The following is a 15,781-nucleotide window of genomic DNA, read 5'->3' as shown; positions in this document are numbered from 1 at the left end:
AAGCACTTGTTTTAAAAGCTGTTGGCAAACAATTTTACAAGGTACACATATTTTGTTGGGATATAAGCTGTACCTGGGCCCGGTGTAAGACACATACGCGGAATAAATTTTGCGGGGTTAAGCAGTTTAGCCACGCTGTTTTTTGTTGCTTAAATACCCAATTCAGGGAAAAATATACCGAATAATCTATAGGAAATATATCATCGCGTACAATGTAGCGTTTAAAAAGCAAGACAAATAATGGCACGGAGTTTTCAACGGTTTGGGTGTTGGATTTTACGCCAAATCCTGCGACAAAATTTCATCCAAACTATGTTAAAGGAAGCGGCGTTTTTTTTCCAAAGAACTGTGTTGCCCCCGGGCGGCACAGTTCTTTAAAACCGGTAAATAAGGGTTGTTTTTTAAACAACCTTTTATTCATAAACAAAAATTTGCCAGATGAAAAACAAACAACAGCAAACCAAAGAAAAACCCAACATAGTTGGCGGTCAGCAAAACAAACAAGGAATCCACAAAATGCCTCAACAGGAACAGCATGAGCAAAGTAAGCTTACCACTACAGACCTGAAAGGCAAACAGGTAGACGAAGATCCTTCCACTGCGGAAGGCAAGCCTTTAGAGCAACAACAAAAGTAAGCACGGCAATAATTAAAAGTATGCAGCATATAACACAAGATTTAACAGGCACCGTTCCCGCTCAATACACCGGAACAGAATTGAGAGCAGAAGAAACGGTTGAACTTTCCAGCCCGGAAGAAGCCGTGCAGGTATTCCAGTTTGCACGGGAGCGGCTGTTAAATCCCGGAAGCTGGAACAATATTGCGCAGGGTCTTAGCGCTTCTTTCCAACTTACAAATGATACAGGAGATGCTATTGAGGGGCCGGCCAAGAAAGGTAATTACCTGCGGATTGACATACCCGGCCCGGGAAGTGACGAAGGCCAGGGTTACGACTGGGTTTTTATTGAAGAACTGAAAGAAGTTAATAACGATGATGAGGAGCAGATTTCTTTAAGGGTGCGGCCGGCAGCCAACCCCAATGATCATAATGATCACATCGCCCACTTTTATGGCGACTCAGCTACAAGTAACTTTATTATTAGCAGGATGCACAACAGGGTGTCGGCAATTATTACTGACAAAAACATTAAGCCCAACGATGATGCGGAAAGCATAGCCGGGAAAATTCGGGACAAAATTGTGGGGTTAACAGCTATTTCAGCGTTCTCAAAAATTCAATGGCAGGGACTGGCAAAGGGCCTGCTTGCCGGGGCTTAGAAACTTCATCACTTAATTATTTTATCATGGTTTCAGCGTTAATAACAGAAGAAGACCGCATCAGGAAAAACACATCTGATGAGAGTAACCTGCGTATTGACAAAGCCATTTACCAGGCAATAGATAATTACAGGGGTAAAACCGCCGGTGAAATACGCAAGCGGTTGAAAAAACTTGATAAAGAATGGGATATAGAGAGAGTGTTGATGTTAAATGCATCGGTGCTTGCCTTAACAGGCACCTTGCTTGCTGCTAAAAAAAATAAAAAATGGTTTGCCTTACCCGCTATTGTTACCAGTTTTCTTGCCCAGCACGCCATCCAGGGTTGGTGCCCGCCGCTTCCGCTTTTCAGGAAATTCGGAGTTAGGACCGCCCATGAAATAGACGCTGAAAAGTATGCGTTACTGGAATTGCTGGAGCGCAAAGGGGAACTGAAGATTTATTAGCCATATCCAAATCATCTAATTGGCAGGTAAAAACAAGCCTGCCCCAAAAGCATTGCTTTCGGGGCAGTTTTTGTTTTATTCACTCTGGAAAGTTCTTACAATTTTGCACTGTTTGCAGCTTCAATAATTACGGCTGCTACTTTTTCAGGCTGCGACATAAAGATTACGTGGCTACCTTTTACTTCGGTAATTTTTGCGCCGGAACGTTTGTACATGCTGCGTTGTATTTCGGGAACAATGCTTTTATCTTCCGTAGCTACAATACCATAAGCTGGTTTGTTCTTCCACGCCGGGTTTGTAATTGGGGTAACAAATCCTTTGGCATAAAATGCGCCTTGAGAAGCGTACATGAAATCAGCTTCTTCCTTGCTGATGTCTGCACAAAAGCCTGCATGAAATTTATCTTTAGCGTAATACACTATGCCTTTTTCATCCGGAGGTAATACGCCGTTTTCAGGAGCTGGAGGTGCTGTTTGTAATAATTGAAGAACCGATTCTCCTTTATCAGGCTGTAAAGCGGCGATGTACACAAGAGCCGCTACCTTGGGGTGATTGCCTGCCTCTGTAATAACAGCGCCACCCCATGAATGCCCGGCGAGTATGGCAGGGCCATCCTGTTTGTCAAGCGCAACTTTTGTAGCAGCCACATCATCTTCCAGGGAAGTAAGCGGGTTTTGAACCACGGTTACATTGAACCCTTTTTTGGTAAGTTCTGAAAAGAGCGCTTTAAAACCTGAGCCGTCTGCAAAAGCGCCATGCACCAATACCACATTCTTAACCGGTTGGGCTTCGGCTGTATTAAGCGCACCTGCGCCAACTGATAAACTAATAGCTGCGGCTACCGCAACTTTTTTTAACCTGTTTTTTACTGATGTATTTTCCATTGTAGTTGTGTTGACTTTTTTTAACCGATCAACACTGCAAAATTGCTTCAGTAACAGGTGGTGGTATTTGTGTATGCTTCCCGAAAACTTGTAATTATTTCCCTGCGGCAACAGGACCATTCAATTTAAACTCCTGTGGCGAAACAGAAGTATGCCTTTTAAAGAAATTGGAAAAATAGGCAGGATCTTCAAACCCCAGTTCGTAAGTAACCTGTTTTACTGATTTGTCTGTGTAGAAAAGCAATCGTTTGGCTTCAATAATAATCCTCTCCTGTATTACCTGCTGGGGCGTTTTGTGGTTATACAATGCAAAAAGGTTAGACAGCGTTTTGGGAGATTTGCTTAGTTGCGCCGCGTAAAAGCCTACAGAATGTTCTGAACGGAAATTACCTTCTACCAGCAGGTTAAATTTGCGCATAAGGTCAAACTTATCGTCACGCATTTTCTTTGCAGGAATATATTCCGCCCTGGCTGCTTTGGTAATGTCAATAATCAGGCGCTTAAGCAGAACGAGCAACATCTCATTCTGGATATGGTCCGGGGTTTTAAACTCCGCAACAAACATGTCCAGCAGCAATTGAAGTTTCCTGCTTGCATCATTGTCAAGGTTAATGAATAAATGTTCGGTTGATCCAAAGAGAAAACCTACACAGCTTACTTCCCTGTCGTGATCCAAAATGCAGTAAAATTCCCGGTTAAACTGCCATGCAATAATGTCTTCCGGTTTTTCGAACGAAAAAGACTGGTTGAACAACAGCGTAAGCAATGTATCCTGTCTGAATTCATGTGCAGCCCCGTCTATCGTTACTGTTTGTTGCGGGCCCGGGTTCCAGGCAATGGTAAAGTATTTATTGTTACGGTCACGCCCGTAGAACAGGCGGTCAAAATCCTGTTCATCTTTAATCAGTAGCAGGTTGCCACCGGTATTGTCGTCTTTAAGCAGCAGTTTCATTACCGGTAAAGATAAATGTGTTTACTGCTTGTTGCAATGGTTGGGTAAAGCTTAGGCGGCAGCTACCATTTAATTTGGGGCACAAAACCGCCCCTCACCCAGGGGGTGTATTCCTGCGTGACATTGTAGGAAGCGGTTTAAATTTAGTTTTGATGATTTTGTATAAACCTGCAGCCGCCATTATAACTGAAAGACGAAGTGATTGCGACGCAACGAAGTCGCCATGAAATACCGCTGCTGGTATCCAAATGAACCGGGCTTAAAAGATTCTCAGGCAAACAGGGAAGTTTTTTATTTCCCGTTCGCCTTACCGCATCCGGTTAAAAGTTGCTGCCAATAAAATGTTGCCTTTTAAACGTAGATGGATTTTCTCCTGTAACCTTCTTAAAGGTTTTATTAAAGTAAGAAATATTTGAAAAGCCGGTTTCGTAGCAAGCCTGGGTAACAGTTTTGTCTTGTAACAATATTTTTTTGGCTTGATTGATCCTGAACTGGTTTAAAAAGTCTGTAAACGTGTAATGCGTTGATTTTTTGAAGTACCTGCAAAATGCCGCCGTTGTAAGGTTACACAGTTTTGCAACAGCGTTTACATCAATTTCATTTTGGTAATTCGCTTCAATAAAATGATATACTTGTTGTAAGCGTTGCTGTTCCTTTAACAGGGATGTACCGGCAATGGGCCTTGCCTTCAGCATTTCAATTTCATTACTGTTAGCCAGCAAATTAAAAACCTGCAATAGCGTAATGAGTTGGTCAAAGTGCGATAAAGCTGTTAACTGTTTTAGTTTTTCACCCGCTAACTTTTTTGTTTCGCCGTAAAATGCCACACCGCTTCTTGCTTTTTCAAAAAGGTTTTTTATAGCAGCTATTTCCGGTAATGAAAAAAAGTGTTGGCCTAAAAAGTTATCTTTCATTTGCACCACAACAGTATCTACAGTTGTCTTTACGCCATAATCAAAATTCAGGTGCGGTATGTTAGGCCCGATTAAAGCAATATCGCTGCCTTCATATTTTGAGATATGGTCTCCAATGTGGCGGAAACCGCTTTCTGTTTCAACGTAAACAATTTCGTATTCAGGATGAAAGTGCCAATAAAATAATTCATTCAGGTTGGGTGTCAACAGTATTCTAAAGGAGCTGTTAGTGTCGCTTGTTATGGTTTCTAATTTGGCTTTCATTTGCCCTTGCTTTGCACTATTGTTTCTAAAAATACCAAAATATATCAATACAGTACAAATACCTGCCATTGCAGATGTTGATTAACCCGCCGCTGCAAGACTATTTTCGTGTTATCAAAAACCAGATTGCCATGCCACAGCAACACTTCATTTTAAACCGGGCGCCCGAAGAAAATACAGGGGCTTTACCGGCGGTTAAAAACAATTTAGAATCAAAAAGAAACAACATAGAAAAGGCTTGCAAACACAGAAGCGAAAATGGATGGTGCAGTAAAAGCCAGGGACAATGTTTGTTATTAACAGGCTTATTTTTTAAACATTAAATATTGCTATATGAAACAAGAAACTATGGTACCAACAATGGCGCCTGCCATGCAGCCTGAAAATGCGCATAAAGATATTCCGGGCAACCCCTCAACGGCAAAAAGCAGCGCTGTTAAATTAAACGACCGCAGTAACGATGAGCCGTTGCGTGTGCTGAGCGAAGCTGATTGGGATTTTTGGATTACCAACGGTTATATTGTAATAAAAAATGCCGTACCGAGAGAGCAGGCGTTGGCTACTGCCAATTTTTTATGGGAGTTTGAAGAAAAAGATCCTGCTAACCCCGAAACCTGGTATGCGCCGCCACGGGCAGAAATGAAGATGAAGGAACTAACCAATACCGGGATGGTGGAAGTTTACAACAATCAATATTTGTGGAATAACAGGATGACCCAAAAAGTATATGATGCCTTTAGAGATATATGGGGAACAGACAAATTGTGGGTAACGATAGACAGGGCAAACCTTAATTTTCCGATAAGGCCGGGTTTTGAATACAAGGGGTTTATTCATTGGGATTACGATCCTGAAACGAAGCCTGTGAACGTACAGGGCGTACTTGCATTGGCTGACCAAACCGATGAGAACATGGGTGGCTTTCAATGCATCCCTGAATTGTTCCGCACCTATGATACATGGAAACTGACACAGCCCGATGACCGTGACCATTTTAAACCTGACACAACAGGTTTTAAGTTAGTAAAAGTAAAAATGGAAGCTGGCGACTTACTGATTTTTAACAGCCTGCAACCGCATGGCATACGCCCTAACAGGAGTGTTGATAAGGTTCGTATTGCCCAGTATATTTCCATGATGCCGGCGGAAGAAAACAATGAAGCATTGCGCCAATGGAGGATTAATTCCTGGAAAAACAGTATTGCACCCGAAGGCTACGCTTTTCCCGGCGACCCACGTAAATGGGAGCAAACAAAATATGGCAGGGCAGAATTAAACAGCCTGGGCAAAAAATTATTAGGCCTGGAAAAGTGGTAGTTAACAAGATAGCGCTTCTACTGGTTGTATACTTTGCAGGGGGGCAAATTATTGCTATTTGTAATTGATAGAGAAGATATTTATGGGCCCGGCAGCAGGAACAATAATGGGGCTTTACTTGCGTCGCACTCGTCTGCGCTTTGTTCTTTGGGCGGCTTTTTAGCCCGGGTAGGTGAGTGGGTATGGATTGGTCATCCTATCCATCCCTGCCGCAAAGTCTCGTACGGGAGACTATTGAGGAAGATGATTTCGGGTGAGCAACGTTATGCCTTATATAAGACTGCTGAAATCACAAGTTCAATCAGGGCAAACGGAGGACTGCCGCTCAATAGATAACCGGTAGTTGCTACTGCATTAAGCCAGCAGTTTTTTCCAGACTTGTGTAAGCTGCAGTTCATTTTGCCAGGACCAGGTTCGCAATGTGCTGTCCAGATTGGTTCCCTAAGATTATAAATTCTTTTTTCTTGCCATCATTTGTTAAGATATATACTTTGCCGTCATGCGGATAATACCCCATTCCCCATTTTTTCCTGGGGTCATAATAAGCATTTTTTATGTCTGCTCGCCGAATGACAAAATTTGATTTATCCAGCATCAATATATTGCCGTTCAATAACTCTATGTCCTGAACTTTGTCGATATATTTTGACTTAATGTAGGAGTAAGGATTTTGTAAGTCACCTTTTATTGCCATCGTTTTTGTAGCTTCTTTGGCTAATAGACTGCCGCCACTTTCAACACTAACAAGTCCGTTGACCTTAATTCCAATAATCAGGTCTGTTGTCAGAAGTACCAAAAAGGTCCTGTTAAGTATAAGTCCATAGTATTGCATTGCCACAAAATGATTGTCGCTTTTGAGTTCAAAGTCTTTGAATTTCATTTGTCAAAATAGGTAATATGGGATATTTCAGCAAATCGCAATTAACAGCCACAGCTTTCTACTGGTATTCCGCGATTCATCATCAAGATTAGCAAAAACACGTTGTACCTTCGCTTTTATCATTGCGATTCTTGTCGTTTCAAATTTGTCTTTATAGCTTCAAAATCAATGTTACTGCAAATACCCAACTTAGTCTCATTGCTAGTAGTTCCGTTGTCTCCGAAGGCTGGAAGCAGATTAAAAATGTTCGGAACTGAGCTTTGGAAATCAATTATGATTATATGCTTATGTCCATGGGCTATTTGATTTACCGATGTCCAGCCGTTAATGATTGCTTGATTTATTGTTATGGTTGCTTCAACATAATTATGGGGTTTATTGATTTGAAAAGCAGTGTCAAACTTTTTTGGTAATGAAATATCAGCGTAGGCATGCATCGTCAACACCATCATCTCGTTAGCCTGCTTTTCCCAATCGATAAATTTATAGTACAATTCATCCTTTTCTTTGTCATTCATAAACGTCTTAACATCCGCTTTTACTTTTTTTATCATTGCCTCAGAAAAAAATAATTGCATAGTAGGTAACGGCCGGCGGGACATGCTTTTGATTCTGTTAACATAAAGTGTCTGGATAAGGTGATGCACAACGCCATAGCATTGGCAAAGTGCCCGGATTTGATTGATGATTTGTTGCTGATAGTTTTTCCGTCTGCCAGCATTTTTTGCCAGGCGTCCGTTGTTTCCCCTGTCTAAATTTGTCCCTTATAATTAGGGTCAAAGTCTACCATCCATTCAATGCCGTATTTGTCTCTAAACATACCAAAGTATGAACCCCAGGGACTGTCAGAAATAGGCATTTCAACCTGGCCGCCTGCCGACAGCCCATTGAACAATTTATCAGCTTCCTCTTTGCTTTCTGCGCTTATTGAAATTTTACTCCTGTTCTCAAGCTCGTTTACTTTTCCCATGAATTCAGGAACATCATTGGCCATTAAAACGTTCTTACCGATTGGCAAAGCAATGTGCATTATTTTGTTTGCCTCATTTTCCGCTAATGGTAATTCAGGGCTTGCTATGTCTTTAAAACGTATAATTTTTGCGAACTCTCCGCCAAATACTGATTTATAAAAATTGAAAGCTTCTTCGGCATTTCCGTTGAAGTTAATGTGTGGATTGATGAGTGCCATGATTTTGAATTTTAATCCAAATGTACCAACACGCTACAATAGGGGGAAGGTATAAATGCGTCAAAAAAAAGGTAGTTTGCGTCAGGAAGTTTCACGAGGCGCATGCCTATTTTACTGCTCAGAAATCTCTTTTAGTTTGTCCAATGCTGCCGGGTAAGTGTTGTTGAAATAATCTATGTATTCGTCTATCGTGTCAATATCTACCGTTACAGTTGTTATGCCATTGCTTTCCTGGTAGGAATAATTTTCGTGCCCGCCTGCCCATTTTTCAACCTGTTCGCCCGTTGTTATTTCAGTATCCCCATCCAAAAAGCCGTAATGCCGTATGGATACAAATTGGGCAGGTTGGTTTTCTTCAATTTCAGAAGCCATCCCGGCCTTTTTCCCGTTTTCATCTACGCCAACAAAATGAATTTTGTTTCCTTTTTCCCAACTTCCTTCGTAAGTGGAAGTAGGGTTAAATGCCGATGTCCAATGCTCATAGGTGCTTTTGTCTTTCAAGCCCAACATCGTTTCATAAACTTTTTGAGATGTAGCGTTTATCTCTTTTTTAAATTGTAGCTTTTTCATATCTATTGTATTGGTTTACAGTTAAAATCTGCACTTGTTTTTTGCCGGTAGGTTGTTGCTGTAAGCCGACTGCCGACGGCCAGACTTTCTGCAGTACTGATGTTCTCTATTCTATAGCCTGGCTTTATTCGTTCAGTGTTTACTGAAGATGATAGCACGGATCTCTTAATTAGCCGGCGTAGCGACGAGCTTCGGGTGGATACTTCAAGCCCTATATGTCAGCCGTAGTTATTCTGTTGGAAAATTTTGATGGCTTTTAATTCGTTCAATTTGTTTCAAATGTCTGTAAACATGCGCCGCCTCCACAATTATGACCTGGTGAGCATCTCTCCACCTGCAATCAAACACGCCCTTGGCTGGCCTGACAGAGAAATATTCCCTAAGGTTTTGCTTGTTATTTTTAATGAATGCAATCAAAATGTCATTGAAAATAGTGTACTGCTTTAGAGTATTCTCAAAATCTCCATATTTATCCCTTGGTATGAATAATTGAGACGCTACATGTTTTTCAGGGCTGTCTGCCAAAGACATAAAATGTTGGTCAGGACACCTGATAGAGTCCAAATACTGGGGAAGCGGCATTCTCGTAACTGTTATAAGTTCCCAATAGTAATACTCTGCGTAGCTTGCAAGATGTTCAACTACACCTTTGATTGACCAGCTTGTATCTGCCGGCTTAAAATTTAACTGTTTTTCAGAAAGCCCCTTTATAGCTCTAATGAGTTCCAGTTTGCTGTTTGTAACGAGTGTAGTTATTGTGTCACGGTCAGACTCAGTCCATTCCCGTAAAGGCTGTCCGAAATTCATTTGAGTTATTCCCAAGACAACTACGAACAATAAATATTTTTTCATACCAGAAGATTCAAGATTTACGCCTAATGTCTTCCGGCTTTGCAAAGGTTGGGCTTCATTGCTCGTTTGTTTAACCTATTTACAAAACCCGATTAGCGATTTACAGTTTAAATTTATTGTTTCAGCCCAACTTTAGCAAAACTGTTGTTAACGGCAGTCGTTTCCTAATTCAGTTTTTTTAAAATTGCTGTATCAAATCAGTTTACAATTCCTGTTTTCTACACTATCAAGCCTGGATGTTTTTAAACAATTTCTGCTATGCTGATATTCTGTGATTCATAGCACGAACCAGCGGGTTGTAGGTGGATGCTTCGTAAGAAGAAAATATTGCCCGCCGGCAATCTGTAGGAGAGATATTTATGGGCCCGGCAGGAGGAACAACAATGGGGCTTTAGTGTAGCCTGTCCCGAGAGGAACGATTCGGGAAAGTCCCGAGAGGAACGATTCGGGATCGCACTCGTTTGCGCTTTGTTCTTTGGGCGGCTTTTAGCCCGGGTAGGGCAATGATTATATAATCCCGCCCATCCAAGACCTTCTGGGAAAGGCTTACAAGGTGGGCACTTTGCGGACAAGAAATAAACATTTTCTATCTTGATAGAATTAAAGTATTGTTTTGATTATTTAATATCCAGTTGCTGAATTTGTTTAGCAATGTTTTCCCAACAATTATTCGCCTCCCTTTTTCTGTTATCGCAACAGTTATGTTATTAATTGAGAACTTTCCTATTTTAAGGTTGTCAATTTAATACCTTCGGCATGTATCTATCATACCATTAGCCATTTCATATTCGCCAATACCTAAATAATTTTTATCTTGAATAACATTTTCATTCTTCAATATGGTTTCGATGTCTTTATTTATTAATAAATCAGATGCGCCTGTATCAAAAAGCCAGATTTGAACCTGGCTTCCAATTTTTACTTTTAAATATGTCATACCATTAATAGTCAGCACCTTTATGGTATCAGAGGTTGGCCCTTGTATATCTTTTTCCATATCACTGGTCCAGTTATTTTCCATAGATTTTCTTGTGGAAAAAGGATCACCACAATTACTGATCATTTCATAAAACAGCAGAGAATTGGGATTATTAAGCGTTTCCATTTCTGAATCGCTTAGTTTCTTTGATTTAACCATGTTAAGTTGGCAATTACAAAAGCTTTCCACTCTTTTGATGTCTAATGTTTTTTCGGAATTGGATCGAATACTTTTTGTACAATTTGAAATAAACTCTTCTCCGAACCCTTCAGCTTGCAATAAAATTGTTTGTCCTGAATTTATATAACATGAATCCATTGCCTGTTTTAAAGAATCATCCTCAGTTATCAGGCCAGCTAAATCAATGAAATCATTAGTTGTATATTTTTTAACCTGTTTGTTCGAAAAGTGTCTATCGAGCTTGTTTGCCCTGCATTCACAAATTGAAACTGCTGTTTGATCCGTCCTGTCTTTGTTCATTGATTTAACGCACTTGATAATGTATTGGCTCCTTTGCAAGATTTCACGTCCTTCCTTAGATCGTATATACTTATTTTGTCCAAACGAGCATATAGCAAGGAAAAAAGGAACAAAATGAATAAGATATTTTATCATTAATTGCAATTCGTTTAAAGTACTTGTAAATTCCCGGCCACTGGGGGGGGCTTAGTGATGTTGCGGTATTCAGTGCCCAGTCTGCCGCAAATATAAGTAGCAAAGCACTTGCGCCTTTGCTGTTTGTACCAGTTACTCCTGTTACGGCGAAGGGCTTTGGGTTAACACTTTACGACAAAGAAAACCTCAGTCAGCACAGGCTTAAACCAAACCTCCCCTGCGCTTCGTTTATCTGTTTGGGGTACTGCGTTTTTTAACCTGCTTTTACTGCCTTTTATTTACCGTCCAAAAATAGATAGAGTGATTTTATCAAGTCATTCTCAATGATGGCAACGTCCATTCCTGTCGCGACTGGTTCAACCCCTTTTGGTCCAAGATTCCACGAAATAATCTGTGTCGTGTGGTTTACCTGGGAAGGTTTGTTCAATTCAAATTCAAATTCAACAGGCCATTCCGTCTGCAGCTTTGATATAAGTTCGTTTATCGCTTTGTACCCAACAATTGCTTCGGTTGAATTACCTTCAAAAAAATGAATGTCCGGTGAATAAATTCTCTGCATTGCTTCCAAACGATTGTCTGCGTTTCTGTCATTCCAAATTACAAGTAAACTGTCTTCCAATAGTTTCGCTGTTGTTGCCATAAATTAAATAGTGCATTAAAATTTTAATTGTCAATATATAGTTCCTGTCTGCTTACGCATTAGGAGTTACTTTATTACCACTAATATCAAAGTAATGGCTAACTCACCAACCGTCACAAATCGTCTTTCAATCCCGTCTTCACAACAAATTGCCTGAAACAAATGCTGTGGGCAGGGTCTTTCAACTTGTTCTCAGCCTCCGATTTTAATTCTTCCGCAGTGTATTGTGTTACATAGCAATTTATTGCTTCTATCGCCTTCTTTTTGTCTTCCAGGGTAAAGTTTACAATTACGTTACAGTATTTCGCGTCCATTAAACTCCCGGGGTCCACAGAGGCTACCTCTTTTGTCCATGCAAAATGATACAACGGATACTTATCTACCCAGTCTTCGGCAAGAAGCAATTCAGTTACAGTGGCACCGGTAACAATATGCTCTGAATGGTGCGTATCACCATCGGGACCGGCCGTAATAATTAAATCAGGTTTGATTAACGGTATTCTTGTCCGCAATGAATCCATGAACCTTTGATGCTCCTTAAAATATTTTCCCGTTCCAATTTTTGTGTCCAACCTTTCTATACCCAAAAATATAGGGGGCTCCGCACCAAGCACCTGGCAGCCACAAATTGACTCTTTCCTCCTTAATGCACCCAGTGAATCTCCGGCAGGAATTTTTGTAACTCTTGTACCATCCTTCCCATCTGTCGCTATTATAACAAACACCTTATTGCCCATCCTCGTGTACTTATACAGCACTTCGCTGATGGCTGTCTCATCATCCGGATGTGCCCCTATAAAAAGGATGGTCTTTTTGTTCTTGGCCACCTGTGCGTTACAGAACAAGAAGGCAAAAACCATCAGCAGCAACAATATTGTCCTGTTTTTACAGGCCATAAAACTCAAATTAGGTTCAACTGTCAAGGTTTGTTGTACATAACGGCCAGGCTTTCTTCCGTGCTGGTACGCTGCCATTCTTAGCCCAAACCGTTGCTGAATAAAGTTATGAAGATGATGTAATATTCTATAGCCACTGGCAATATGTGAGAGAGATTTTATGGGCCCGGCAGGAGGAACTACTATGAGGCTTTACTTGCGTCGCACTCTTCTGCGCTTTGTTCTTTGGGCGGCTTTTTAGCCCGGGCAGATACCGGAGGCTGTTGTTAACAAGGGCTTCGGATAAATACTTTGCTGATAAGGAAAAACTGGTAACGCCAATGATTAAAGTAATCAAGCAATACAAGCTGGTGGTTACTTACCCGCATCTACGGGTACTGTATTTCTTAATATTTCCCGAACAATTGGGGTTCCCAGTGCTGATTCCAATAACCTGGTATATGGATCAATGTCAATCAGGGGCCAATCTGTGCCAAAAAGAATATGGTCTAAGCCAATTTGCCCGATTCGTTTAGGTAAAGCTGCTGCCGCATTCCAGCTTCCTTTGCCTTCAGCGGGTTGGCGCCCCTCATTTGCATTAGCAGGTAACACAGCGCTCAAATCAAAATATAGATTGTTACCGCCGGCACCATTTTTATGCATATAAGTCACCATCACTTTAAGTGCTTCATCCGTGGGCTTATCATAGTTTCCCCACCCGCCCAAGTGGGCAATTACTATTTTTGTTTCTTTCGCAAACGCAGCCAAATGCTTCACAAATATTTCGGCATTGGTCTTTCCATTCCAGTCTTGCGCATTCCTGAAATGAATAAATAATACCAAACGATTTTCGTTTGCCAGGGCAAAAACTTTTTGAAGCTGTGAAACATGGGCCTTATCAAAAAGATTAACCTTACTGTTGGCAAAATGAAGTTTAAGCCCGGTAAAATGTTTGCTGTCAGCGCAGCGTTCAATTTCTTTTAGGGCATAGGGTTTCAAAGGGTTAACGCTCATAAAAGCGGCCAACCTGTCAGCATAGCGTGCCGCTTGTGCGGCGGTCCAGTCATTCTGCTTTTTTACCTCTTCATATTCATTTTCAACCGGTGTAAAGGGAGAGCCATACCAATAGGCGTTGGATAATATCCAGGCCTTATTAAATTTTGCACGGTTCAATCGCTCAATAAGCGTATCCGCGTTAAGTATAAGCGAATCTGTTTTGGTTGGGGCTTGCCCAAAGGCTTTTAACATACTAAAACCTAATTGCACGGTAGCAGAATCCTGTAAATGTACATGGTAGTCGGTATAACTTCCCTGCCTCACCTGCGCCTTTAAGCCACTATTCAATAGAAGCACAAGCAAAGCCGCCAACATGTTTGTACGGTACAAACTCATAATTTATATATACACCTTTTGTATGAAATGTTTTTCTTACTGGCCTAAACAAATTGCAGCCAACAACCAGCGTTCCTGCCGCACTGATGTTCTGTAATGGGTAAGCCAAACCGCTGCCGGATAAAGTTAATGCAGTTGATATTATCTCTTGTTGATGGGCCTTGTTCATTTTGTCTTTGCTGAGAATGATAGGCGGCTGGCCGCACTATTATCCTAAGCCGGCGCAGCGGCGGGTTTTGGGGGGATGCTTGTGGGAAGAAAATATTGCCCGTTGGCAATTTGTGGGAGAGATTTTTATGGGCCCGGCAGTAGGAACAATAGTGGGGCTTTCGTGTAGTCTGTCCCGAGAGGAACGATTCGGGATCGCACTCTTCTGCACTTTGTTCTTTGGGCGGCTTTTTAGCCCAGGTAGGTGAGTGGTATTAATTGGCTATTCTACTCATCCCTGCCGCAAAGTCCCGTACCGGGGACTGTTGTGGAGAAGGGCTTCGGGGGGACATTTCGCGGGGAAGAAGATAATGCTGAAATTAAAAACCCGGTAAACCCGTCAGCATCTTTACAATGCAGGCATTCGCTTCATTCAAAATCCATAGCTAATTTGCACGGCTGCCCTAGCTTCAGTCAACATAGGCTTAAATCGAACCTCCGCTGCGCTCCGCTTCGTTTAAGCCCTATATGTTACAGGCAGTTTTTGATGTTAATCCATTTTTTGTCTATTCGATTAAACCCACCTATTTCTTTACACTCAACTGTCAATAATCCATTCTGCTCCAAGGTCAATTGGTGGTCAACTTTATTTGTCCCCATTGGACTTGGTGCGATATTCTGCAGTGAAAGCTCAAGTATTGTCTTATAAGTTATGTCAAATTTTTGAATAGTAATTGAAATTGATTTTTGCTCTTCAATAGTTGTACGTCCGCCCTTTGTTGTCGAAAATGGTAATGGAACAAATGCAGGTATAACAGTAGAATAACCGTTTTGAAAGAGTATTCCAATTTCAAAAGGACTAACTTCAAATTTTTGATTATTTATTTTATTAAGTATTTCAGTTCTTTCCTTTATTACATTTCCTTGTTTGTCGTCAATTCTCAGCAGTTCAGTATAAATTTTAGCTGCTTCTAAGTCATTTCCTTTTTTTCTTTCACCAGCCGCTTGATACAAGTAATCAGATTTCAAATAATCGTTTTCATCAATTCTGATAGATTTATTGGCAGCGTTTGATATTGTCTTAACAATTTTATGTGCACTTTTAATTTTATCGAATTCCTCAACGTAGCCCGCCACCATCGAACTGTCTTCAATTACCACAATGTTCTCCCAGTTTCTATTCTCAGCATAATATGTCCAATTGTACGAGCCTGTAATTACCAAACTATCGTCTATTATACAAAATTTGTGGTGAACCATTGAATTGACATCGCAATAATAAAATTGTCCGCTGTTATTAATAAATGATTGAAAATCGCACCCCTCTCTTTTATTGTTTATTCTGTCATTCAGTACAATTAAATAAACAGAAATCTTGTCGTTAACCAACTTTGCTAAAAGTTCATCAAACAGGTCGTGATTTGTAAACCATGTAACTGCAATCTTTATGGACGATTTGGCTAATTTAATTCTGTCAATAAGTTCCTGCTGAATATTTCTAAATTTTTGCATAGTATAAGTTGTCTGCAAATTGCCTGTTACGTCAGTTTGTGAAAAAACTATCTTTTACTTCTGAAATATTCGGATA

The 15,781-nt window shown here is 40.8% G+C and carries 18 protein-coding genes; 4 read left to right on the top strand and 14 right to left on the bottom strand.

Annotated elements, in window-relative coordinates; all coding sequences use genetic code 11:
- Nucleotides 1–438: 438 nt before the first annotated feature.
- From F0364_RS06825 to F0364_RS06815, 3 genes are read left to right on the top strand one after another with little or no spacing between them, the layout of a single operon-like run.
- On the top strand, nt 439–636 hold the full coding sequence (locus tag F0364_RS06825; protein WP_153797020.1) for a hypothetical protein: 198 nt from the start codon (nt 439–441) through the stop codon (nt 634–636).
- A 20-nt stretch (nt 637–656) separates the two neighbouring features.
- The gene (locus F0364_RS06820; protein ID WP_153797019.1) at nt 657–1,277 is read left to right on the top strand and encodes a hypothetical protein; all 621 of its coding nucleotides are present in this window, start codon (nt 657–659) and stop codon (nt 1,275–1,277) included.
- A 26-nt stretch (nt 1,278–1,303) separates the two neighbouring features.
- The gene (locus F0364_RS06815) at nt 1,304–1,723 is read left to right on the top strand and encodes a DUF2892 domain-containing protein (RefSeq protein ID WP_207632547.1); all 420 of its coding nucleotides are present in this window, start codon (nt 1,304–1,306) and stop codon (nt 1,721–1,723) included.
- A 95-nt stretch (nt 1,724–1,818) separates the two neighbouring features.
- Here the strand turns inward: F0364_RS06815 and F0364_RS06810 are convergent, their stop codons facing one another.
- From F0364_RS06810 to F0364_RS06800, 3 genes are all read right to left on the bottom strand, one after another.
- Nucleotides 1,819–2,607 (bottom strand): alpha/beta hydrolase, encoded by a 789-nt coding sequence (locus F0364_RS06810; protein WP_153797018.1) that lies wholly within the window; start codon nt 2,605–2,607, stop codon nt 1,819–1,821.
- A 94-nt stretch (nt 2,608–2,701) separates the two neighbouring features.
- A complete protein-coding gene (locus F0364_RS06805; protein ID WP_153797017.1) occupies nt 2,702–3,559 on the bottom strand; it encodes a helix-turn-helix domain-containing protein in 858 nt (285 codons plus the stop codon).
- 320 nt (nt 3,560–3,879) lie between these two features.
- The gene (locus F0364_RS06800; RefSeq protein WP_153797016.1) at nt 3,880–4,737 is read right to left on the bottom strand and encodes an AraC family transcriptional regulator; all 858 of its coding nucleotides are present in this window, start codon (nt 4,735–4,737) and stop codon (nt 3,880–3,882) included.
- Nucleotides 4,738–5,070: 333 nt separating this feature from the next.
- On the opposite strand from F0364_RS06800, the gene F0364_RS06795 reads away from it, so the two are divergent.
- Nucleotides 5,071–6,054, top strand: coding sequence for a phytanoyl-CoA dioxygenase family protein (locus F0364_RS06795; RefSeq protein ID WP_235921022.1), 984 nt, complete (start codon nt 5,071–5,073; stop codon nt 6,052–6,054).
- 394 nt (nt 6,055–6,448) lie between these two features.
- Here the strand turns inward: F0364_RS06795 and F0364_RS06790 are convergent, their stop codons facing one another.
- From F0364_RS06790 to F0364_RS06745, 11 genes are all read right to left on the bottom strand, one after another.
- Nucleotides 6,449–6,934 (bottom strand): hypothetical protein, encoded by a 486-nt coding sequence (locus F0364_RS06790; protein WP_153797015.1) that lies wholly within the window; start codon nt 6,932–6,934, stop codon nt 6,449–6,451.
- A 119-nt stretch (nt 6,935–7,053) separates the two neighbouring features.
- The gene (locus tag F0364_RS06785; protein WP_153797014.1) at nt 7,054–7,512 is read right to left on the bottom strand and encodes a hypothetical protein; all 459 of its coding nucleotides are present in this window, start codon (nt 7,510–7,512) and stop codon (nt 7,054–7,056) included.
- Between the two features lie 173 nt (nt 7,513–7,685).
- Nucleotides 7,686–8,123: a VOC family protein gene (locus F0364_RS06780; RefSeq protein ID WP_153797013.1), complete on the bottom strand. Its 438-nt coding sequence runs from the start codon at nt 8,121–8,123 to the stop codon at nt 7,686–7,688.
- A 111-nt stretch (nt 8,124–8,234) separates the two neighbouring features.
- Entirely contained in the window at nt 8,235–8,693 is a 459-nt protein-coding gene (locus F0364_RS06775) for an SRPBCC domain-containing protein (protein ID WP_153797012.1), read from the bottom strand.
- 228 nt (nt 8,694–8,921) lie between these two features.
- Nucleotides 8,922–9,545 (bottom strand): mycothiol transferase, encoded by a 624-nt coding sequence (locus F0364_RS06770; protein WP_153797011.1) that lies wholly within the window; start codon nt 9,543–9,545, stop codon nt 8,922–8,924.
- Nucleotides 9,546–10,287: 742 nt separating this feature from the next.
- On the bottom strand, nt 10,288–11,004 hold the full coding sequence (locus F0364_RS06765) for a hypothetical protein (protein WP_153797010.1): 717 nt from the start codon (nt 11,002–11,004) through the stop codon (nt 10,288–10,290).
- Between the two features lie 409 nt (nt 11,005–11,413).
- Nucleotides 11,414–11,779 (bottom strand): nuclear transport factor 2 family protein, encoded by a 366-nt coding sequence (locus tag F0364_RS06760; RefSeq protein ID WP_153797009.1) that lies wholly within the window; start codon nt 11,777–11,779, stop codon nt 11,414–11,416.
- 113 nt (nt 11,780–11,892) lie between these two features.
- The gene (locus tag F0364_RS06755; protein ID WP_207632546.1) at nt 11,893–12,675 is read right to left on the bottom strand and encodes a PIG-L deacetylase family protein; all 783 of its coding nucleotides are present in this window, start codon (nt 12,673–12,675) and stop codon (nt 11,893–11,895) included.
- A 354-nt stretch (nt 12,676–13,029) separates the two neighbouring features.
- Nucleotides 13,030–13,902 carry an amidohydrolase family protein gene (locus tag F0364_RS06750; RefSeq protein WP_235921021.1) on the bottom strand — a complete coding sequence of 291 codons (873 nt, stop codon included), beginning with the start codon at nt 13,900–13,902 and terminating at the stop codon, nt 13,030–13,032.
- 88 nt (nt 13,903–13,990) lie between these two features.
- A complete protein-coding gene (locus F0364_RS28865; RefSeq protein WP_207632551.1) occupies nt 13,991–14,215 on the bottom strand; it encodes a hypothetical protein in 225 nt (74 codons plus the stop codon).
- A gap of 509 nt (nt 14,216–14,724) precedes the next feature.
- Nucleotides 14,725–15,705, bottom strand: a complete 981-nt coding sequence (locus F0364_RS06745) for a phospholipase D-like domain-containing protein (RefSeq protein ID WP_153797006.1) — start codon at nt 15,703–15,705, stop codon at nt 14,725–14,727.
- Nucleotides 15,706–15,781 lie beyond the last annotated feature (76 nt).

This window comes from Foetidibacter luteolus, assembly GCF_009650435.1.
GTDB classification, from domain to species: Bacteria; Bacteroidota; Bacteroidia; order Chitinophagales; family Chitinophagaceae; genus Foetidibacter; species Foetidibacter luteolus.
Note: the sequence above shows the minus strand (reverse complement) of the source record. Positions and strands in the feature narration are given on the sequence as shown.